Raw genomic sequence first — 20,449 nt, forward strand, 5'->3', positions numbered from 1 at the left:
TAACCAGTCATGCTTAACCGCTTCAATACCGCCAGTATTCTCGACACCATCGAGATGATTGAGAAGTACCGTCTCGATATCCGCACCGTCACTATGGGCATTTCGCTGCTCGGCTGTACGCGCCCCACCATGGAAGCCACCGCCGAGGCCGTGTACGACCTCGTGACCTCCCGCGCCGCACACCTGGTTGAGGTTTGCGAGGGAATCGAGGCCGAGCTCGGCATTCCGATCGTCAACAAGCGCATCTCTGTCACCCCTATTGCGCTCATCGTGGCCGGCGTCGAGGGAAGCCCCGTGGACGTCGCCCGCGCTCTGGACCGTGCGGCAGCCGCGACCGGCGTCGACTTCGTCGGCGGCTACTCCGCGCTCGTCGAAAAGGGCGCAACGACCGCCGAAAAGGCGCTTATCCGTTCCATTCCGGAAGCCCTGGCAGAGACGAACCTGGTCTGCTCCTCGGTGAACATCGCTTCCTCCCGCGCCGGCATCAACATGAATGCCGCGGCACAGATGGGACGCATCATCAAGGAAGCTGCCGAGCTCACCAAGGATCGCAGCGCCATCGGCTGCGCCAAGCTCGTGATCTTCTCCAACTCCGTGGGCGATAACCCCTTCATGGCCGGTGCCTTCCACGGCATTGAGGAGCCGGACTGCGTCGTGTCCGTCGGTGTATCGGGCCCAGGCGTGGTCGATCGCGCGCTTGGCTCCCTTGAGGGCGCCACCCTCAACGAGGTTGCAGAAGAGGTCAAGAAGGCAGCCTTCAAGGTCACCCGCGCCGGCCAGCTCGTGGGTGAAATGGCTTCGGAGCGCCTCGGTGCCCCGTTCGGCATCATTGACCTCTCCCTTGCTCCCACCGCAGAGCTGGGTGACTCCGTCGCGCACATCCTGGAGCACATGGGCCTCGACCAGGTGGGCACGCACGGCACCACGGCAGCGCTCGCATTGCTTAACGACGCAGTCAAGAAGGGCGGCATGATGGCCTGCTCCCGCGTGGGTGGTCTGTCGGGTTCCTTCATCCCGGTTTCCGAGGACAAGGGCATGATCGATGCGGTGCGCACCGGTGCCATCTCCATCGACAAGCTGGAGGCCATGACCTCGATCTGCTCGGTGGGCTTGGATATGATCGCCATCCCGGGTGATACCTCTGCTGAGATTATCGCCGGCATGATCGCTGATGAAGCCGCCATTGGTGTGATGAACCATAAGACGACCGCCGTGCGCGTCATTCCTGCCCCAGGCACCAAGGCTGGCGACGAGGTCAACTTCGGCGGCCTTCTAGGCTACGCTCCGGTCATCCCGGTCAACCAGGTGGGCAACTCCACCTTCATCAACCGGGGTGGCTTCATTCCGGCGCCGGTGCACGGTTTCCGCAACTAGTCAGCGGACGAAAATCTGCATCGCCCTCCCAATAATCACGTAAACCAACAAGTGCTGACCTCTGTACACCACAGGGTCAGCACTTGTTGGCCATTCACCTCAACTCCCCCGATTAGCTGCAGGTAATCTTCACTTCGAATGGCTTCGTTTCCCCGGTGGTTGGATTACTCCCATTAGACAAAAGTCCTTCACCCGACATCGTGTAGGTGTCGCCTTCCTTCGATGCCGTGGCGGAACCCATCGGGCTGCTCTCGGCGTATGCCAGCGTGTTACCCTCCCCATCTACCATTCCGAGAGCCTTGACCGTTAGGTTTTCATCAGTACTAAGCACGGCGGTAATGCTGGCTGTACCAGCCCCTTCGGGTGCTACGGTCAGGTTCATCGAACCAGCTGCCTCTTGGCATAGGATAGTTTCGTTTTCAACCTCGATCGCCTTTCCATCGACCGTGGCTTCATAGCTGCCGCCTGTTGAGCCGGCCTGATCGTCTGATCCTGCAGTGGACTCAGCGTCGGAGTCAGTGCTATCGGCAGACTCGGAGGTTGCGGCGGAATCTACGTTGGTGTCTTCGGAAGTTTGCTCACCTCCAGCTGCAGCTTGGGTGGTATCAACTGCTGATTTCTCACTGACGTCACTGTCAGATTGTGAACACGCGGCGAGCGTTGTCAACGCGATAGCCGCTACAAGAGACGTAATAGACTTAGCTACTTTCATTGGCTTTCCCTTCTTTGAGTTTGGCCACTCATGCGTGACGCAGATAACACAAACACTAGTGAAGGTTCGTTTAGCGGGGCGCAAACATGCTCCCCCACGCGGGGGTAATCATGCTCAATGCTGTTGATCAATGAAGAGTGACGCCCCCTTCGACTAGTTCACTCCACTGACCGCTTGACCCTCACACAATGTGAGGGTTTAGTTTGGTCCTATGAAGATTTCAGACGTTGCCGCGGTCGCTGGTTGTTCAGTGCGATCCGTGCGCCATTTGCACGAGACGGGTGCGGTTCCCGAACCAGCACGCACCAGCGGAAACTATCGCGATTACTCGATCTCCGATCTCGCCGCAGTTGTTCGTGCGCGAGCACTGATCGACGCCGGCGTTGCCGTTGCTGATGTCTCCTCTCCCGACGCCATCGAGCGCTCGTTCGCCATTGTGGACGAAAAAATCGCTCGTCTGCAGCGACAACGTGAGAAGCTGCGTGCTTTGGCCGCAGCACCTCATGGAACCCCCAACGATATTCGAGAGTCCTTGAGCGAAGTTATCGAAGACCCAGCAATGCTGCAGCTGGAATTGGACTCCTGGGATCTCATGGCGCTTACCGGCGTCGCTACATCAGCGACCTGGGAACAGCTTCGAAAGAACCTCGCTGACGACGATTGCCGTGCAGTTCTCCGCAGAGTTGAAACCTTGTGGCGAGAGCTTGGCTCGCTGTCCCCGCGTGATCGTCGGGTTGCGCTTATCGTCGAGACGCTGCGCAACATGGGCGAACACGGGTTGATGCGAGGAATCTACCCAACGCTGCTGCCTGGCAACGCTTCGCTGACCGTGACTGATGCGCCGACGACTGGTGCGCAAGGTGCAGCACTCGAGGCTTTGGCTGGAGACTCACGTGACTAGCGTCTGGCGATGTGTAGAAAAGCATCCTGGATTTCGCCTTGCCAAGTATGAATTGGGCCTCTACCGGGATCTGTGGCGCTGGATACGAGGACAAACGCTGCTTCCAGTTGGCGCCGTGGCACTTCCCCACCCTCCTGGAAGGCTCCAAATGCTTGGCTTCATTACTGCGATATTGCTGGTTGAAATGGTAGTTGTTCACCTTCTTTTGCCTGCGGGCGTTCTGCGAATTGTGGCATTGCTGTTGTCGCTGTGGGCCATCATCTTTGTGTGGGGCCTGATTGCCGCTGAACGCATTCGCCCCAGTTATGTCACCGAGAATCTCACGGTATTGCGGCGCGGGAAAACAATCTTCGTTGAGGTACCGATGTCTCTAGTCCGCAGCACACAGGCGGAACGCACCTTCGAATCAGCGGTTGTCCTTAGCAACGACGAGCTCATAGTAGGCGGCCCAGCCGGGACCGATACTCTCCTGCTCCTCAGCAAGCCTGTCCAGGCATCACCAGATCGCTACCCATGGCAGCGCGCTCGCTCGATGGAGGTTACGAAGGTGCGCTTTTATGGTGCTGCTTCTCGGTAGTCGCTAGCGTTGCGTAGTTGCTGCTCAAGCTCCGAAATCATTGGCAAGGCCAGCTCCGCGCGTTCGGCATCAATTCCCCACTTCTCCGGTGCACTGCGGACCATGTGGGCTGTGGCCTTGAGAAAGCGGGCGAAGTTTTCCACGACGGCGCGGTTGTTGTTGCGCACGCCTTCGGTAAGCACGGTATTGCTTAGCCTTTCGATCCAGATTTCGAGGATGTGAGTCGAGGTGCTTTTGCCAATTGTGGTGCAGGCAGCACGCGCAAGCCGCAAGCCCTCATCGTCATGCCACACTCCTCCGGGGGCGCGAAGGCGGCACGAGATGATCGCTGCGCCTTCGACGGCAGGGATCCTCCCCTTGCGAACACAGGTTTCTACATAGTCAGCGCCGCAACCAACGGCCATAATAGGGCCGATGTCTTTAACAATGCCGCGTGTGTCATCCTCCGTGACATACCACGCGCGGAAGGTGAGGTAGTCCTCGTAGTGGAAGTGTCCTGCCTCCGTGAGCACGTTGAGCAAGCGAGCGGACAAAGCCTTCGTCCACACCTTGTCTGTACGCAGGTAGCCGCTGAGGCGTTCACGAATTTGATCAAGATGGTCATCCCACTGACCGGACTCAATGCCCTCTTTCAATTCGGTATAGGCCCAGTCCACGCGGACCTCAGGTCGTTTGCTCACTAATCCGGTGAGCAACGGTTCAATAACGGAATCGAGGTTATTGGCGGTGTTCATGACTTCTTCCTCTCCTGCGGCAGCACGCCGGGGTCTGACCACTTCTAGACCCTGTGCGTGGGAAGCGGAAGGACCCAAGAGAAGAGTCTTGAGCGGTGTGTGGTTGTGGCCCCGATTCTAGCGCACTATAGGTTTTCTGGAAGACCAAGAAGAGTTGCTGCGCGCAGAAACTCTCGATGGGCGCTGGCAACATCGACGGCGGTGACCAACGCAGCATTAGCGGGCCGACCCCAGTGACCGCGCAGGTCCGCCACGCTCGTTCCGCGCAACCATTCCGGTTCACTGACTACCCGCACGGTGGTCGCGGTGGAAAAGAACGGGACCTTCTGCAGCGCCACCATGCAGGTGAGCAGATCATGTATCTGAGCCTGATATCCCGCGCCGTGCGCCTCATGAAATTCGAAGTAGAAGCGCATAATCTCCGGTAGAACGTCCGCCACCGGGTGCTGCGCGAGCGCTTCACGCAGTCGTTCCAACTGCGTCGGGCCGATGAGCATCGTCTCAGTGACGTTGAGTGGGCACAGCGTGATGGGCCTCGAGGTGGATTCAAAGAAGTCGCGCGCAGCATGCGGGTCGACCCAGAAGTTCCACTCCGCCGTTGGCGTGGTGTTGCCGGGATAGTTCACAGCACCACCCATGATGGTGACACCGGAGAAGCAGGCGTAGTCGGCAGCGTGCTCCGCAGCAAAGTGCGCGGCATTGGTCAATGGACCGGTCACGATGAGCTGCGCGTTGCGGCCCGCAGCTTCGGTCCAGATGCTGGTCCACTCAAGATTCTCCGCAGGAGTATGCTCCTCCGGCACGCTCAGGTACCCAAGGCCGCTTGGGCCGTGGGTTTCCGGAGTCGTCACGAGCTCCACCTGGCTGGGCTTCGGAAGCCCCGCAGCGACAAGTACCTCATCCAGGCCACACAGTTGCAGGATGTAGGCAGCATTGCGGGTGGTCTGTTCAATCCCGACGTTTCCAGCGGTGGTAGTAACACCGACCAGTTCGATCTCTCCGGCGCGGTGAAGTGCGGCGAGGTAGATCAACGCTAGGGCATCGTCGATACCGGGGTCGCAATCAAGGAGAACAGGCTGGGCGGTCATGCCCGAAAGTCTATTAGGCCAATTCCACGATTTCCATGTACTCGTCGTTCCACAAATCCTCATCGCCATCAGGCATGATGATGACGCGCTCCGGCTTGAGTGCCTTAACCGCACCTGGGTCGTGAGTAACCAAGACCACGGCACCGGTGTAGGTGCCTAGGGCATCGAGCACCTGCTCGCGGGACTGTGGGTCTAGGTTGTTTGTGGGCTCGTCGAGAAGCAGCACGTTGGCGCGTGAGGACACCAGCGTTGCCAGCGACAGTCGGGTTTTCTCACCACCGGAGAGCGTTCCGGCAGGCTGTTCCAACTTGTCACCGGAGAACATGAAGGCGCCGAGCAGACCACGCAAATCCTGCTGGCCAGCGTCAGGGCAGGCCTCAATCGTGTTTTCCCACACGGTCTTGTCTGGATCGATGTTGTCGTGCTCCTGCGCAAAGTATCCGATGCGCAGGCCGTGGCCGGAGACGATGCCGCCTTCGCCGTCGGTGCGCTCCACGCCGGCCAGAAGCTTCAGCAGGGTCGTCTTTCCGGCGCCGTTATAGCCCAGCACTACGACGCGTGAGCCCTTGTCGATGGCCAAATCAACGCCAGCGAAGACCTCCAGCGAACCGTACATCTTGGTCAAGCCCTTGGCGTTCATCGGAGTCTTGCCGCAGGGAGCTGGTTCGGGGAACTTGATGTGGGCGACCTTATCGGCCACGCGGACGTCATCCAGCTCGTTCATCATGCGCTCGGCGCGGTGCAGCATCTGCTTGGCGGCGGCGGCCTTCGTGGCCTTCGCTCCCAACTTGGCGGCTTGCTTGTGTAACGCTGCGGCCTTCTTCTCCGCGTTGGCGCGCTCGCGGCGGCGGCGAGCTTCATCGGTAGCGCGGGCATCAAGGTACTTCTTAAAGCCCATGTTGTAGACGTCTGCTTCGGCGCGCACGGCATCAAGGAACCAGACCTTGTTGCACACGGCTTCGAGCAGGTCTACGTCGTGCGAAATCATCACGAGGCCACCCTCATGCTTGGCTAGGAAGCCGCGCAGCCACGTAATCGAGTCGGCGTCGAGGTGGTTCGTGGGCTCGTCGAGGAGCAGCGTGGTCTGGGACTTGCCTGAGCCAGCCGAGGCCGCAAATAGAATCTGCGCTAGCTCCACGCGGCGGCGCTGACCGCCGGACAGAGTCTTAAGCTGCTGGTCGAGCACACGCTGCGGCAGACCCAAGTTATCGCAGATCTGCGCGCATTCGGAGTCTGCCTCGTAGCCACCTAAGGTGTGGTATTCCTCTTCCAGGCGGGAAAACTTACGAATAGCCTTGTCGCGGAACTTATCATCCGTGGCCGTTTCCATCAGCTCTTGCTGCTTGGCCATACGGCGCTTGATCTCATCCAAGCCGCGCGCAGAGAGCACGCGCTCACGAGCGGTCTGCTCAATATTCCCCTCGCGGGAATCCTGGGGCAGGTAACCAATAGGACCTGAGCGCGTTACCGAGCCGCCATAGGGCTCGGTCTCCCCCGCCAGAATGCGCATGGTGGTCGTCTTGCCCGCGCCATTGCGCCCGACCAGGCCGATGCGGTCCCCCGGTTGCACGCGAAGATGCTGGCCGGGGGCGTCGAGAAGCGTGCGTGCGCCCACGCGCACCTCGAAATCATTGGTCACAATCACGTCGAAACAGTCTAGCAACCAGGGTAGTTAAACCCGAACCAGCGGCAGTGCCCCTTCAGCATGTATCTGGGGAGCCAGAGTTTAGAGCGCCTTTGAAAACCTGCTTCCTGTTCGGCGCGTTTCACTTATGCATGAAGTTCGATGTGACTAGATTGGCATCATGAGCACATCAGACACATTGAGATCTCCGTTAATCCTCGCGATTACTGCATGTCCGACCGGAATCGCCCACACCTACATGGCGGCCGAGAACCTTGAGGCTGCTGCCGCTGAACTGGGTTACCGCATCAAGATTGAGACACACGGCTCTATTGGCGTCGAAGGCACTTTTAGCTCTCAGGACATCGAAGAAGCCGATGCCATCGTGATTGGCGCCGACACCGTCATTGCAAAGGACCGCTTCCGCGGTAAGCGTCTAGCAGCAACTGGCGTCGACGAAGCTATCAAGCAGCCAAAGGAGCTTCTCACTCGTGCTCTATCAGCGGCGAAGTGGGAAGAAAAGACTTCGGGCGAAGAGTCGCAAGAAGCTCAGCGTAATGAAAACTCCAGCAGTACCACGGGGTTCCGTGAGGTGGGTCAGACTCTCTACAAGGCGCTAATGAATGGTGTCTCCCACATGATCCCGTTCGTGGTCACCGGTGGTCTCCTCATCGCGGTAGCACTCTCAATCGGAGGAACACCCACACCCGAAGGCCTGGCTATCCCCGAAGACTCCTTCTGGAACACCCTGAATGAGCTTGGTGGTCTAGCCTTTTCTCTCATGGTGCCGATTCTTTCCGGCTATATCGCTGTCGGCATTGCGGACCGCCCCGGTTTAGCGCCGGGGCTCATCACTGGTCTTATCGCTACGACCGGCTCGCTTTACGGCTCTGAAGCCGGAGCGGGCTTCCTGGGAGGCATCGTCACAGGCATCCTGTCAGGCTACGTAGCCCTGGGAATCAAAAAGATTCCCGTGAATAAGTACATCGCCCCGATTTGGCCGATCATCGTTATTCCGATCTTCACCACGCTCATCGTGGGGCTCATCTTTATCTACTTTGTCGGTGCGCCAGTAGCCGGCGCCTTTGAAGCCATGACCGAGTACCTCGCCGGGATGGAAGGTTCCTCTGTCATTGTCCTCGGTCTCGTCATTGGCGCGATGATCGCTTTCGACATGGGCGGCCCCTTCAACAAAACTGCCTTCCTGTTCGGCGGCGGCATGATTGCAGCCGGCAATGCGGCTCCGATGGGCATGGCGGCTACCGCCATCGCTGTACCGCCCCTTGCAGTGGGTGTTGCGACCCTCGTACGGCGAACTTGGTTCAAAAAGGCAGAGAAGGACGCCGGTATCGCCGCGCTCTTTATGGGGTTCTTTGGCATCACTGAAGGCGCTATCCCTCTTGCGGCTGCACGCCCGCTGCAGGTCATCCCGGCCAACGTCATCGGTGGTGCGGTAGCAGGCGCCCTGGCAGGTGCATTTGGGGTCAAGGACCATGTCATGCATGGTGGCCCCATCGTTGCAGTGCTCGGGGCTGTCGACAACGTCGTGGGCTTCTTCATCGCACTGCTTATTGGTGTCGTTGTCTGTGCTTCCGTCATGCTTCTGTTGATCGGACTTACCCAAAATAGAAAGGCCCAGAGTAAGAATGAGAGCTCGGGTGAACAGGGTGCAGCGGGCATAGCTAAGGAGGATGTGTCAGAAGCATCGGTCCAGGAAGAATCTTTGCTTTCTGCCGACACGGTGAGCCTTGACCAAGACCTTGGCACGAATCGCAAGGAAACGATCGAATCGCTAGTCCAGCTTGTCTCCCCTCGGCTTTCTGATCCTTCCGCAGTTATCGCTACGGCCCTAGAACGGGAAGCGAAGCACTCGACTGGCGTAGGGCATGGAGTGGCCATACCACATACTCGTTCCGCGGGAGTGACAGTGCCGACGTTGGCTTTTGCTCGTCTACCTGAAGGGATTACGTGGGCAGAGGGCGAGGAGCCAACGAGGTTGGTCTTCCTCATCGCTGTGCCTGAGGATGCTGGCAAGCAGCATCTCAAGCTGCTTTCCAAGCTGGCGCGGGCGATCATGAAGGATGATTTCCGTACTAGCCTTCAATCCGCCCCATCCAAGGAAGAAGCGGTAGACATCATCGCCTCGGCTTTGGATCCGGCGTCTTCACCCGCTTCGTCATAGCGGTGCGTTCTCAAGCTCTTAAAGCTACTTAAAACACCGCACATTATGGTAAAAGAAACCGCCAGCCCGGGTGCGCTCAAGGTCATTTTGTGAAGACCTTAAGTGCCTCGGACTGACGGTGATGGGGACTTGCAGCCGAAACTAGACGGCGAAGCCAAGGGCCTGGAGCATCTCGCGGCCCTCTTCGGTAATCATGTTCGGGCCCCACGGCGGCATCCAGACCCAGTTGAGCTGGACTGCCTCGGCGAGCTTGTTGCCTACGATGACATCCTCGATCTGTTCGCCGATGACATCGGTGAGAGGACAGGCCGGGGAGGTCAGCGTCATGTTAATGACGCAGGTGTTCTTGCCGTCAATATCGTCGAGCCAGACGTCATAGACCAAGCCCAGATCAACGATGTTGATTCCAAGCTCTGGGTCGATGACATCACGAAGGTACTCGGTGATATCGAAGGTCTTCGCAATCTGCTCTTCGGTCTGTTCAGGCTTGACAGCAGCGCCATCGAAGGAGGCATTCTGGTCCTGGTAAGGATCGGTGCTGCCACCGGTGGTTTCAGTGTTATCAGCCATCTACTTCTCCAATTCGTTCAACGCTTCCACGGTGGCGGCTTGGAAAGCCTTCCACCCGAGGAGAGCGCACTTAACACGGGCGGGGAACTTGGCTACGCCGGCGAAGGCGATGCCGTCCCCGATGATCTCGTCGTCACCTTCCACTTCGCCGCGGGAGGTCACCATCCTCTCGAATTCGGCCAGCTTGGCGTTTGCCTCCTCGAGGGGGATGCCGACGATTTCCTCCGCCATAACAGAGGTCGAGGCCTGCGAAATGGAGCATCCCTCGGCGTCGTAGGACACGTCCTCGACGGTTGTGCCGTCGGGGGAAAGCTTCACGCGGAGGGTGAGTTCATCACCGCAGGAAGGGTTGACGTGGTGAACTTCTGCCTGGCCTTCGCGCAGGCCAGAGAATTTCGGGTTCTTGTAGTGGTCCAGGATGACGTCCTGGTACATGGAATCTAGGTTCATTCGCTCACTCCAAAGAAGGTGCGGGCAGCCCGCACCGCCTCTATGAGGGCGTCGACCTCGTCCTCAGTGTTGTACAGGTAAAAGCTAGCGCGTGCGGTCGAATTAGCCTGGCACGCGCGGTGCAGCGGCCACGCACAGTGGTGGCCGGTGCGGATGGATACGCCATGAGAGTCAAGAACCTGGCCTAGGTCATGCGGATGGATCCCATCCACGATGAAGGAGACCGCTCCTCCGCGATCCTCGGTGTTTTCAGGCCCGATGATACGCACGCCGGGGATCTCGGCAAGCTTCTGCAAGGCCAGTGCAGTGAGTTTCTGCTCGTGGGCGTGGATGGCCTCCATGCCCACCTCGCTCAAGAACTTCACTGCTGCACCAAGGCCCACAACCTGGCTGGTCATTTGGGTTCCGGCCTCGAAGCGGGTGGGTGGCGCGGCAAACGTCGAGCCTTCCATCTTGACTACTTCGATCATGGAACCGCCGGTGAGGAAAGGCGGCAGCTGCGCCAGCAGCTCTTGCTTACCGTAGAGCACGCCCACGCCGGTCGGCCCGCACATCTTGTGCCCAGAGAACGCGGCAAAATCCACATCAAGTTCGTGGAAATCCACCGGCATGTGCGGCACCGACTGGCAGGCGTCGAGAACCACCATGGCACCTACGGCACGGGCACGACGTACCAACTCTGCGACGGGAGCCACGGCCCCGGTCACGTTGGACTGGTGGGTAAAAGCCACGACCTTCACGGAGTCATCGAGCTCAAGCGAATCGAGATCAATGCGGCCGTCCTCGGTCATGGAGTACCACTTCAGCGTCGCGCCGGTGCGCTGGCACAGCTCTTGCCACGGCACCAAGTTCGCGTGGTGCTCCAGTTCGGTGACCACGACGGTATCGCCCTCACCGACATAAAGCTCGCCGGCGCGCTCATCACTGAGCACGTAGGCAACCTCATTGAGCGCTTCAGTGGCGTTCTTGGTGAAGGCAATCTCATCGCGGTCGGCACCAACGAAGGCGGCGATGGCCTGGCGAGCGGACTCGTACGCGTCATCGGCCTCCTCCGCCAGCTGGTAGGAACCGCGGTGCACCGGAGCGTTGGTGCCGAGCACGAACTCCTCCTCGGCCTTCCATACCGGCAGGGGACGTTGCGAGGTCGCTCCCGAATCCAGGTACACCAAAGGTTTACCGTCGCGCACCGTGCGCGAGAGGATAGGGAATTGTTCCCGAATCGCATTAACGTCTAGTTCAGGCATAGGTCCTTGTGCTCGGTTCTTTTTCTCTAGCGTGTCGTGGTGTGGTCTGTCGTGGTGTTACCGGGGTCGGCGGTACAGCCTACTTGAGGAACTGCTCGTAGCCGTCTGCCTCAAGCTGGTCAGCCAGCTCGGCGCCGCCGGTCTTGATGATCTGTCCGTCGGCGAAGACGTGAACGAAGTCCGGGACAACGTAGTTGAGGATGCGCTTGTAGTGCGTGATGAGGAGGATGCCGCCGTTGGTCTCCTCCTGATAGCTGTTGATGCCATCGGAGACGACGCGCAGGGCGTCGACGTCCAGGCCGGAGTCGGTCTCGTCCATGACGGCGAACTTCGGTTTGAGGATGTCGAGCTGCATGACCTCGTGGCGCTTCTTCTCACCACCGGAGAAGCCCTCGTTCACGGAGCGGTGTGCAAAGGACTTATCGATGGCCAGCTTCTCGCGGGCCTCGGTGAGCTCCTTGTTCCACTCGCGTAGCTTCGGAGCCTCGCCACGGATAGCGGTCACGGCGGAGCGCATGAACTGCGACATCTTCACGCCCGGCACCTCAGTCGGGTACTGCATGGCCAGGAAAAGACCAGCGCGGGCGCGCTCGTCGACTTCCATCTCGAGGATGTTCTCGCCGTCGAGAAGCACCTCGCCCTCGGTCACCTCATACTTGGGGTGACCGGCGATAACGTAGGACAGGGTGGACTTGCCGGAGCCGTTGGGGCCCATGACGGCGTGGGTCTCACCGGAATTGATGGTGAGGTTGACACCCTTGAGGATCGGCGTGGGCTCACCGTCCTCCTCGTGTGGGAGCACCTGCGCGTGGAGATTCTTGATTTCCAGAGTAGACATTGAGTTGGTACCTGCTTTCGGGAAGTTTTAAGCGTTGATCTTGGCGAGCTCGTCGACGACGCGGGATTCCAGATCCTCGCGCAGGGACTCGACCGGGATGCGGGAGATGACTTCGGAGAAGAAGCCGCGGATGATGAGGCGGCGTGCCTCGGCGGCAGGAATACCGCGGGACATGAGGTAGAACAGCTCAAGGTCATCGAAGCGGCCCACCGTTGCGGCGTGGCCAGCACCGACGATCTCACCGGTCTGGATCTCCAGGTTCGGGATGGCGTCAGCGCGCGCACCCTCGGTGAGGATCAAGTTGTTGTTCGTCTCATAGGTGTCCGTGTTGTTCGCATTCTTGCGGATGAGCACGTCACCGACCCAGCAGGTGCGGGCCTCCGGGGTGCGGGAGGCGGAGCCGGCCTCGGCCTTCTGCGCAGCAGTAGCACCCTGCAGAGCGCCCTTGTAGAAGACGCGAGAGCGGCAGTTCGGCACGTCGTGGTCCACCAGCAGGCGGTTCTCGAAGTACTGGCCGGCATCAGCAAAGTAGACACCGAGCAGCTCGGCATCGCCACCGGGGCCATCGAAAACTACGCGCGGAACAAGGCGCACAATCTCGCCGCCAAAGATGGCGGTGTTGTGGCGCAGTACGGCGTCGCGGCCCACCTTCGCAATCTGATGGGACAGGTGCACTGCATCGTCTTCCCAGTCGGCGTCGACGACGACGGTGACCTGGGAGCCGTCGCCCAGCACGAACTCCACGTTGTCTGCGTGGGTACCGGAACCGACGTACTTAAGAACGATGGTGACCTCCGCGTGATTGCCCACGTGGATGGAGGTCGCACCAAAGGAGGTCACGCCCTCACCAGCGCCGGTGATGGTGATCTCCACCGGCTTATCCAGTCGTGCATCGGCGTCAACGCTGACGATCTGCGCCTCCGGCATGGAGCACCAGGCCTGAGCTGCAACGCGGTCAGCAGGTGCACCGGCGGTGCCGAGGCGGTCGTCGTCAGGCGCCACGGTCTCGGCCGTTACGCCCTCCGGGGCCACCACGTCAATCTTCTGGGCGGTTGCCGGCGCGAACTCACCATTGTGCAGCCCGCGAAGGTTACGCAAGGAGATGAAACGCCAGACCTCGTCGCGGCCGTGCGGGACCGGGAAGTCCTCGACATCGAAGGAGGTGAACTGGTCTCCCTTAGTGACGTCAGCCGGATTAAATTCGTTGGAAGCTACCACTTAGCCCACCGATCCTTCCATCTGCAGCTCGATAAGACGGTTCAGCTCCAGCGCGTATTCCATCGGGAGCTCCTTAGCAATCGGCTCGACGAAGCCGCGCACAATCATCGCCATGGCCTCTTCCTCAGCGATACCGCGGGACATGAGGTAGAACAGCTGCTCCTCAGAGACCTGGGAGACCGTTGCCTCGTGGCCGAGGGTGACGTGATCATTGCGGATGTCGTTGTACGGATACGTGTCCGACCTCGAGTCATTGTCCACAAGCAAGGCATCACACTCGACGTTGGCAGCGGAGTTCGTAGCGTTAGCGTTGACCTGCACCAAGCCGCGGTAGGCCGCGCGGCCGCCGTTGCGGGCCACGGACTTCGAGACGATGTTGGAGGAGGTGTTCGGCGCCATGTGGATCATCTTGGAGCCGGTGTCCTGGACCTGGTTATCGCCAGCAAAGGCCAGGGAGAGTACCTCACCCTTGGCGTGCTCGCCGGTAAGCCAGCAGGACGGGTACTTCATAGTGACCTTGGAGCCGATGTTGCCATCGACCCATTCCATGGTGCCGCCCTCTTCGACCTTGGCGCGCTGGGTCACCAGGTTGTAGACGTTGGTGGACCAGTTCTGAATGGTGGTGTAGCGGCAGCGGCCGCCCTTCTTCACGATGATCTCGATGACACCGGTGTGCAGCGAATCCGAGTTGTAGATCGGCGCGGTGCACCCCTCGATGTAGTGAACGTAGGCGCCCTCCTCCACGATGATGAGGGTGCGCTCGAACTGGCCCATGTTCTCGGTGTTAATGCGGAAGTAGGCCTGCAGCGGAATATCCACGTGGACGCCCTTCGGAACGTACACGAAGGAACCACCGGACCAGCAGGCGTTATTCAGCGCGGAGAACTTGTTGTCGCCGGCCGGAATCACGGTGCCGAAGTATTCCTGGAGGATCTCCGGGTACTCGCGCACCGCGGTGTCGGTATCAACGAAGATAACGCCCTGGGCCTCCAGGTCCTCGCGGATCTTGTGGTAAACCACCTCGGACTCGTACTGCGCGGCAACACCGGAGACCAGACGCTTCTTCTCAGCATCCGGGATACCCAGCTTGTCGTAGGTCTCCTTAATGTCGTCCGGCAGGTCATCCCAGGTTTGGGCCTGCTTCTCGGTGGAGCGGACAAAGTACTTAATGTTGTCGAAGTCGATTCCGGACAGATCTGGGCCCCAGGTCGGAACTGGCTTCTTGTTGAAGACGCGCAGAGCCTTCAGACGGGACTCGAGCATCCACTCCGGCTCGTTCTTCTTCCGAGAAATATCGCGGACGACGTCCTCACTCAAACCGCGGTGTGCTGCCTGGCCGGCTTCGTCGGAATCGTGCCAGCCGTACTCATAGCCGCCGATAGAGGAGATGATCTCGTCATCGCTCATCTTGGTTTCAAGGCCTGGTGCCGGTTGTGCCTGTGTCAAAGCCCGCTCCTTTCTAGTTCGATTAGTTCTTCCCCGGCTCCGCCGCGGAAGGCGGGACTGGGGTTAAGGGGATATTCGTGGTGCAGATTCCATGACCATCCGCAATGGAGGCCAAGGGCTGCACATGTTTGCCTAATAGCGCGGAGAAGACTTCCTGTTCAGCTTCACACAACTCCGGATGCTCGGCCGCCACGTGGGCGACCGGGCAATGGTGCTGGCAAATCTGTACTCCGTTGCCCACCGACGTCACCGTGGCCGCGTAGCCATGCGCGTCGAGCACTTCGGCCAGCTGACGCGCCACCTCCGGAACGGATTCCTGATCTTCTACCAGGGGCTTCACGTCCTCCACGAGGCGCTCGAAGCGAGCCTTGGCGAAGCGACGAACCGCCTCCGGCCCGCCCGCTTCACGCAGTGCGGTGAGCGCTTCCGCCGCCAGCTGATCGTAGGCGTGCCCAAATTGGGCGCGGCCCTGATCCGTGAGGCGGAAATGCTTGGCGGGGCGACCACGGCCCACCGACTGCCCAGGGCGGGCTGATGGGCGGCGATGCACCACCTCGGTGAGTCCTTCCTCCACCAAAATGTCTAAGTGCCGACGGATGCCGGCTGCAGAGAGACCGAGACGTTCACCCAGATACGACGCCGTTACCGGGCCGTCTTTTAGGAGCAACAACATGACGTGTCGGCGGGTGTCGCCCTCAGTCGAGCGAGTCTCCCTAGGTAGCTCCTTCGTCACGGTGTACACCTCCTTGAATGAAACACTCTCTCTTTAGACAACACTAGTGTTCCTTAATTCATTCCCGATTTCCACTCTTTCATTCGTGTCGCGGGCAGCTCGTCCTCTCTCAGCACCGAGCGACTAAGGTAGACACTCATGAATATGGAGCGCGATTACACCCGATCGGGGCGATTGCACCGCGTCTTTTGGGGCGTGCGCGATGAACTCCCCCGCATGGGCCTGCCCGGATCCCGGTCCGCGCTCTTGCACCAAGATTTTCCAGATTCTTCCGACGGCGCAGAGGGCGCCGCGCTTGGCGACGTCCACCGCCACACCATCGCCCAGCTGCGCACGCTCTTTAGCCTCCGGTGGCTCGGCACCATTGGTGCGCTACTCATTGCGCTCGGCGGATTGGGCGCCGGTGCGCTTCCGGTGGTGGGCAACCCCTATGAGTCTCTGCCTTTTGGCTCGCTCATGACGCGGATGCTCCAGTCAGCCTCCGCCATCGTGTTCATCGGGGTCGGTTTCATGGTCACGGCGTGGATTTGCATGGCACCGCTGGTGGGCGCGCCCCTGCGCCTGCAGAAGCCGGCCAAGGTTCGGCGCTTTAGCCACTCGCCCCGGGTGGTCACGCAGAGCCAGATGTGGCGCACCTGGCTAGGGTGGGTTCTCCCGCTTTTGGTGACCGCTCCCCTGTTCACGCAGGACATTTACTCCTACCTCGCTAACGGCTCCATCGTGCTCCAAGGCCTCGATCCCTATTCGGCGGGGCCGGTGGAGCTACTGGGTGCCGATAACGACCTGGCCCGCTCCGTCCCGTTCATCTGGGCGAACTCACCTTCCCCTTATGGCCCGGTGGCGCTAGGTGTAGCGGCGGTGGTCAGTTGGCTGACCAACGACTCCATTATCTGGGGTGTTGTGCTGCACCGGGTGCTTTCTCTCGTCGGCATCATCGCCGCCGGTTGGGCCATCGCGCGGCTTGCTACGCGCTGCCGAGTATCCCCGGAGGCAGCGCTGTGGCTGGGCATCCTTAACCCTTTGACAATCCTCCACCTCGTCGGAGGCATCCACAATGAATCCTTCATGCTGGGGCTAGCTCTCGTCGGTGTGGAGCTGGGGTTGCGGGCGGTTAACGATTCCCACGAGGCCCGCTGGCGAGCATGGTCGCTGTTTATCGCATCTGGCGTCCTGATCTCGTGTGCCGGAATGGTCAAGGTGACTGGCTTTATCGGCCTCGGGTTCGTTGGCATGGCGGCGGCACGCAGGCTCGTCGACAAGCACGGCGTGTCCGGCGTGCGGGCAGTGCTGGGCGCCGGGGCCGCGCAGCTTCTCCTGCTTGCCACCTCCATCGCCGCAGTGACGGTACTCACGGGGATCGACATTGGTTGGGTCTTTGGCCAGGGCGGCGCGGCCACCATCCGGTCGTGGCTGTCTGCGACGACCTCCGTAGGCGTCGGCGCCGGCTTCCTTGGGATGCTGTTGGGATTGGGTGATCACACCGAGGCCATCCTCACCGTGACCCGGACTGTGGGCGTCATCATTGCCGCGGGCTTTATGATCCGCATGCTCTTTGCCACCTACCGCGGTGCCATCCACCCTGTGGGCGGCTTGGGGGTATCGACCTTCGTGCTCGTGGTGTTCTTTCCTGTCGTCCAACCCTGGTACATCCTGTGGGCGGTGCTGCCGCTGGCGGCCTGGGCCAACCGGCGCTTCTTCCGCATGGCGGTGATCATCTATTCCGGGTTCATGAGTTTCATCGTGCTTCCCCGCGGCCTCGGCCTTCCCCCAGGGACAGTCTTCGTCATTTACCTCGCCGCCTTGGTGACATTCCTCGTCCTCGCCGGCGTGGGGTGGGTTGCTTTGCGCAGGGCGGGCGTACGTGTCCTAAACTAGCGATTCGTGACTACATCAGCTCTTGTCTTAGATAACGTCATGAAGACCTATGGCGACGTCAACGCAGTGAATGGGCTGAGTTTCCGCGCCAATTACGGCGAGATCCTGTGCTTGCTGGGCCCTAACGGCGCAGGCAAGACCACCACCATCGAAATGTGTGAGGGTTTCAAGAAGCCTACGTCGGGCCGCATCGAGGTGCTGGGTCTTAACCCCGCGCGCAATCCCGATGCTGTGCGCTCCCGCATCGGCATCATGCTGCAGGGCGGCGGCTCCTATTCCGGAATCAAAGTCAAGGAGATGCTTGAGCTTAGCGCCTCCTATAACGAGAATCCCTTGGACCCGGAGTGGCTGCTGGACACGCTCGGACTGCGCGGGGTGGCGAAGAGCAGCTACCGCCGCCTGTCCGGCGGGCAACAACAACGTCTTTCCCTAGCCCTAGCGATCATCGGGCGCCCAGAGTTGGTCTTTCTCGATGAACCCACCGCAGGAATGGATGCCCAGTCGCGCCTTGCCGTGTGGGACCTCATCCGCGCCCTCCGAGCCGATGGCGTAACCGTCATCCTCACCACGCACCTCATGGATGAAGCGGAAGCGCTCAGCGACCGCGTCGTCATTATTGACCACGGCCAACTCGTGGCGAGCGGCACCGCAGCATCGCTGACGGACTCGGCCGATGTTCCACAGGTGAATTTCGATACCGCCACACCGGTGGACCTCGAGGCGCTGCGGGACGCCGGCATCGCGGCGGAAGCTCTCCGCCCCCTGCATTACCGTCTCACCTCGGAGCCCAGCCCCGCCGGCATCGCGGCGCTGGCTTCATGCTTGGCCGCGCAAAACGTCATCCTCCGCAACCTGCACACCTCACACCGGAATCTCGAAGAAGTCTTCCTCGATCTCACGGGCCGCGACATGCGCAGCTAGAACTGCCCCTCGGCCCTTCACCCCGATTCTTTCATCATGTTGTTTGAACAAGGAGAAGCTCCATGAGCACCTTCGCACCCGGCACTTTTAGCCCGCACCCGCAGCGCGTGGGTGTAGCGGCCATGGCACGTGCCCAAGGGGCTATCGAATCCAAGCTCATGCTGCGTCACGGCGAGCAGCAGCTGCTGAGCATCATCATCCCAGTGGCCATCTTGATCGGCGCTGCGACACTGCAAGACAGCACTGGCCACGGCGTGGAGGAAATCTTCCCCATGGTGCTGGCCGTTGCGGCGACCTCCTCCGGTTTCACGGGTCAGGCCATCTCCTTGGCTTTCGACCGTCGCTATGGTGCGCTGAAACGCACAGGCGCTTCAGGCGTTCCTGCCTGGGCCATTGTGGTGGGAAAGATTCTCGCCGTGCTGTCGATGGTGGTGCTCCAGGTCCTCGTGCTGGGGACGATCGCCGCCTTCCTGGGGCTGCGCATCACCGCTGGGGGCGCGGCCATCGGCGTGCTCACCCTCGCCTTGGGTGTGGCCACGTTTACGGCCTTAGGCCTACTGCTCGGCGGCACGCTGAGTTCGGAGGTGGTCTTGGCGGTGGCCAACCTCATTTGGTTTATCCTTCTCGGCACCGTCGGATGGGTCATGTTTTCCCAGGGGCTCGGTGATAACGGGGTGTTGACCCTCGTACCCACCGTGGCAATGGCCGCCGGACTCGATACCGCCCTTAACGGGTCCTTCCCGGGCTTTGAGCTCCTTGTACTCGTCGGTTGGTCAGCGGTGGCGTCGTTTGCCGCAGTGCGTTGGTTCCGCTTCGAGGGCTAAAAGTGATTCTTCTCCCTTGCGTGGTGTGACCCACCCGTCGATATTGGTTCCCGGATGGGGCCGGGCGGTAGGCTGAATAGCCGTGAGTACCGCCAATATTTCCTCTCCTCAACATTCCACCGCGCCCGCTGCGCCGACCACCGGTCCCTCGGTGAAGACGCAGCGCATCGTCGCGCTCATCCTCCTGCTCTGCCAGGGTGGCATTACAGTATCGGGTTCCATCGTGCGCGTAACCGGCTCCGGCCTTGGTTGCGTCACCTGGCCTAACTGCCACCCTGGTTCCTTGGTTCCCATCCAGGGCGCGGCTCCCATGCTCCACCAGGCCATTGAGTTCGGCAACCGCCTGCTGACTTTTGTTGTGGCGGCGGCGGCCATCGCCAGCATTGTGGTGGTCCACAAGGCGCAGCGCCGCAAGGAGCTCAAGGTCTATGCCTGGGCAGGGCTCGCAGGTATTTTCGTGCAGGCACTCATCGGCGCCCTGTCGGTGGTGCTGAAGCTTTCCTGGTGGAGTGTGGCAATTCACTTCCTCCCATCTATGGTCCTGGTGTGGATCGCGGCCATGCTGTTCTCCCGCATCAACGAACCCGATGACGGAACCCCTACTCGCCTCTTCCCCGCCGCCGTGCGCACCCTAGCGGTGGTGGCCACAGTAGCCCTGTCCATCGTTCTGCTGACCGGTACCTTTGTGACTGGCTCAGGTACCCACTCCGGTGATGCCGGTGTGGGTATGGAGGGACGCCTCGGCGTGGACACCTATGGCATGGCCATCATTCACGCGGTCTGCATGTACGTCTACTTAGCGCTGACACTCATCGTGGTCTTCCTCCTGCACCGCACCGGCGCCCCCAAGGTGGCCAAGAAAGCCGGCTGGGTGCTCATTGCGTGCATCGTCATCCAGTGGGCTATCGGTGTCACCCAGTTCTATCTCCACATCCCCCGCTGGACCGTCCCCTTCCACGTGGGCATGTCCTCAGTGGTCACGGCCTTCACCGCCTTGCTGTGGGCGCATGGCTTGCGCCGCGTCGGAAACGAGGATGGCACTACTGCCAGCACTGCCCAGCGCGGTGACGAGAACGTTCCCGCCGCCCAAGGCTAAGCAGAGTCAGCGGAGCCAGTAAAGCCACTACAACAGGTACTC

19 protein-coding genes are annotated in these 20,449 nt (G+C 60.5%); 8 read left to right on the forward strand and 11 right to left on the reverse strand.

Features of this window, described 5'->3' with window-relative positions; all coding sequences use genetic code 11:
• Nucleotides 1-9: 9 nt before the first annotated feature.
• Entirely contained in the window at nucleotides 10-1,374 is a 1,365-nt protein-coding gene (locus QKE52_RS02805) for a PFL family protein (protein ID WP_347948077.1), read from the forward strand.
• 112 nt (nucleotides 1,375-1,486) lie between these two features.
• On the opposite strand, the gene QKE52_RS02810 is transcribed toward QKE52_RS02805, so the two are convergent.
• On the reverse strand, nucleotides 1,487-2,086 hold the full coding sequence (locus tag QKE52_RS02810) for a lipoprotein LpqH (RefSeq protein ID WP_049157422.1): 600 nt from the start codon (nucleotides 2,084-2,086) through the stop codon (nucleotides 1,487-1,489).
• A 211-nt stretch (nucleotides 2,087-2,297) separates the two neighbouring features.
• On the opposite strand from QKE52_RS02810, the gene QKE52_RS02815 reads away from it, so the two are divergent.
• Entirely contained in the window at nucleotides 2,298-2,987 is a 690-nt protein-coding gene (locus tag QKE52_RS02815) for a MerR family transcriptional regulator (protein WP_071410111.1), read from the forward strand.
• 148 nt (nucleotides 2,988-3,135) lie between these two features.
• Entirely contained in the window at nucleotides 3,136-3,564 is a 429-nt protein-coding gene (locus QKE52_RS02820; RefSeq protein WP_246818663.1) for a hypothetical protein, read from the forward strand.
• Here QKE52_RS02820 and QKE52_RS02825 read toward each other — a convergent pair.
• The 3 genes from QKE52_RS02825 to QKE52_RS02835 form a co-directional block, all read right to left on the reverse strand.
• Nucleotides 3,543-4,298, reverse strand: coding sequence for a hypothetical protein (locus QKE52_RS02825; RefSeq protein WP_071410110.1), 756 nt, complete (start codon nucleotides 4,296-4,298; stop codon nucleotides 3,543-3,545). The two genes, QKE52_RS02820 and QKE52_RS02825, sit on opposite strands and share 22 nt — an antisense overlap.
• Nucleotides 4,299-4,423: 125 nt before the next feature.
• Nucleotides 4,424-5,386: a nucleoside hydrolase gene (locus tag QKE52_RS02830; protein WP_071410109.1), complete on the reverse strand. Its 963-nt coding sequence runs from the start codon at nucleotides 5,384-5,386 to the stop codon at nucleotides 4,424-4,426.
• A 13-nt stretch (nucleotides 5,387-5,399) separates the two neighbouring features.
• Nucleotides 5,400-7,031 (reverse strand): ABC-F family ATP-binding cassette domain-containing protein, encoded by a 1,632-nt coding sequence (locus QKE52_RS02835; RefSeq protein ID WP_347948078.1) that lies wholly within the window; start codon nucleotides 7,029-7,031, stop codon nucleotides 5,400-5,402.
• Between the two features lie 160 nt (nucleotides 7,032-7,191).
• On the opposite strand from QKE52_RS02835, the gene QKE52_RS02840 reads away from it, so the two are divergent.
• Complete coding sequence (locus QKE52_RS02840; RefSeq protein WP_347948079.1) at nucleotides 7,192-9,192, forward strand: fructose-specific PTS transporter subunit EIIC; 2,001 nt, start codon at nucleotides 7,192-7,194, stop codon at nucleotides 9,190-9,192.
• Between the two features lie 141 nt (nucleotides 9,193-9,333).
• Here QKE52_RS02840 and QKE52_RS02845 read toward each other — a convergent pair whose 3' ends face one another.
• The 7 genes from QKE52_RS02845 to QKE52_RS02875 form a co-directional block, all read right to left on the reverse strand.
• Nucleotides 9,334-9,762, reverse strand: coding sequence for a metal-sulfur cluster assembly factor (locus QKE52_RS02845; RefSeq protein ID WP_010186729.1), 429 nt, complete (start codon nucleotides 9,760-9,762; stop codon nucleotides 9,334-9,336).
• Nucleotides 9,763-10,212 (reverse strand): Fe-S cluster assembly sulfur transfer protein SufU, encoded by a 450-nt coding sequence (gene sufU, locus QKE52_RS02850; protein ID WP_046649118.1) that lies wholly within the window; start codon nucleotides 10,210-10,212, stop codon nucleotides 9,763-9,765.
• Nucleotides 10,209-11,456, reverse strand: coding sequence for a cysteine desulfurase (locus tag QKE52_RS02855; RefSeq protein WP_046649117.1), 1,248 nt, complete (start codon nucleotides 11,454-11,456; stop codon nucleotides 10,209-10,211). Before QKE52_RS02855 ends, sufU begins: the two co-directional genes overlap by 4 nt.
• Nucleotides 11,457-11,535: 79 nt before the next feature.
• Entirely contained in the window at nucleotides 11,536-12,294 is a 759-nt protein-coding gene (gene sufC / locus QKE52_RS02860; RefSeq protein ID WP_046649116.1) for a Fe-S cluster assembly ATPase SufC, read from the reverse strand.
• A 27-nt stretch (nucleotides 12,295-12,321) separates the two neighbouring features.
• A complete protein-coding gene (sufD, locus tag QKE52_RS02865) occupies nucleotides 12,322-13,512 on the reverse strand; it encodes a Fe-S cluster assembly protein SufD (RefSeq protein WP_049157436.1) in 1,191 nt (396 codons plus the stop codon).
• A complete protein-coding gene (gene sufB, locus QKE52_RS02870; protein WP_049157437.1) occupies nucleotides 13,513-14,958 on the reverse strand; it encodes a Fe-S cluster assembly protein SufB in 1,446 nt (481 codons plus the stop codon).
• 22 nt (nucleotides 14,959-14,980) lie between these two features.
• Complete coding sequence (locus tag QKE52_RS02875) at nucleotides 14,981-15,691, reverse strand: metalloregulator ArsR/SmtB family transcription factor (RefSeq protein ID WP_046649178.1); 711 nt, start codon at nucleotides 15,689-15,691, stop codon at nucleotides 14,981-14,983.
• 138 nt (nucleotides 15,692-15,829) lie between these two features.
• Between QKE52_RS02875 and mptB the strand changes: the two genes are divergently transcribed.
• The 4 genes from mptB to QKE52_RS02895 all read left to right on the forward strand — a co-directional run bounded on the left by mptB (nucleotide 15,830) and on the right by QKE52_RS02895 (nucleotide 20,407).
• Nucleotides 15,830-17,566, forward strand: a complete 1,737-nt coding sequence (gene mptB / locus QKE52_RS02880) for a polyprenol phosphomannose-dependent alpha 1,6 mannosyltransferase MptB (RefSeq protein WP_049157439.1) — start codon at nucleotides 15,830-15,832, stop codon at nucleotides 17,564-17,566.
• Between the two features lie 6 nt (nucleotides 17,567-17,572).
• Nucleotides 17,573-18,487: an ABC transporter ATP-binding protein gene (locus tag QKE52_RS02885; RefSeq protein ID WP_049157441.1), complete on the forward strand. Its 915-nt coding sequence runs from the start codon at nucleotides 17,573-17,575 to the stop codon at nucleotides 18,485-18,487.
• A 62-nt stretch (nucleotides 18,488-18,549) separates the two neighbouring features.
• A complete protein-coding gene (locus tag QKE52_RS02890; protein WP_070547338.1) occupies nucleotides 18,550-19,311 on the forward strand; it encodes an ABC transporter permease in 762 nt (253 codons plus the stop codon).
• Between the two features lie 82 nt (nucleotides 19,312-19,393).
• On the forward strand, nucleotides 19,394-20,407 hold the full coding sequence (locus QKE52_RS02895) for a COX15/CtaA family protein (RefSeq protein ID WP_049157444.1): 1,014 nt from the start codon (nucleotides 19,394-19,396) through the stop codon (nucleotides 20,405-20,407).
• Nucleotides 20,408-20,449 lie beyond the last annotated feature (42 nt).

This window comes from Corynebacterium sp. c25Ua_47 (assembly GCF_039907205.1).
Lineage (GTDB): Bacteria > Actinomycetota > Actinomycetes > Mycobacteriales > Mycobacteriaceae > Corynebacterium > Corynebacterium hiratae.

Excerpts from the sequence above, each read along its gene's own strand:
- QKE52_RS02890 (WP_070547338.1), top strand. The coding sequence starts at position 18,550 with ATGAGCACCTTCGCACCCGGCACTTTTAGCCCGCACCCGCAGCGCGTG.
- sufC (WP_046649116.1), bottom strand. The coding sequence starts at position 12,294 with ATGTCTACTCTGGAAATCAAGAATCTCCACGCGCAGGTGCTCCCACAC.
- sufU (WP_046649118.1), bottom strand. The coding sequence starts at position 10,212 with ATGAACCTAGATTCCATGTACCAGGACGTCATCCTGGACCACTACAAG.
- QKE52_RS02805 (WP_347948077.1), top strand. The coding sequence starts at position 10 with ATGCTTAACCGCTTCAATACCGCCAGTATTCTCGACACCATCGAGATG.
- QKE52_RS02820 (WP_246818663.1), top strand. The coding sequence starts at position 3,136 with ATGCTTGGCTTCATTACTGCGATATTGCTGGTTGAAATGGTAGTTGTT.
- mptB (WP_049157439.1), top strand. The coding sequence starts at position 15,830 with ATGAATATGGAGCGCGATTACACCCGATCGGGGCGATTGCACCGCGTC.
- QKE52_RS02840 (WP_347948079.1), top strand. The coding sequence starts at position 7,192 with ATGAGCACATCAGACACATTGAGATCTCCGTTAATCCTCGCGATTACT.
- QKE52_RS02810 (WP_049157422.1), bottom strand. The coding sequence starts at position 2,086 with ATGAAAGTAGCTAAGTCTATTACGTCTCTTGTAGCGGCTATCGCGTTG.
- QKE52_RS02855 (WP_046649117.1), bottom strand. The coding sequence starts at position 11,456 with ATGCCTGAACTAGACGTTAATGCGATTCGGGAACAATTCCCTATCCTC.
- QKE52_RS02825 (WP_071410110.1), bottom strand. The coding sequence starts at position 4,298 with ATGAACACCGCCAATAACCTCGATTCCGTTATTGAACCGTTGCTCACC.
- QKE52_RS02830 (WP_071410109.1), bottom strand. The coding sequence starts at position 5,386 with ATGACCGCCCAGCCTGTTCTCCTTGATTGCGACCCCGGTATCGACGAT.
- QKE52_RS02815 (WP_071410111.1), top strand. The coding sequence starts at position 2,298 with ATGAAGATTTCAGACGTTGCCGCGGTCGCTGGTTGTTCAGTGCGATCC.
- QKE52_RS02845 (WP_010186729.1), bottom strand. The coding sequence starts at position 9,762 with ATGGCTGATAACACTGAAACCACCGGTGGCAGCACCGATCCTTACCAG.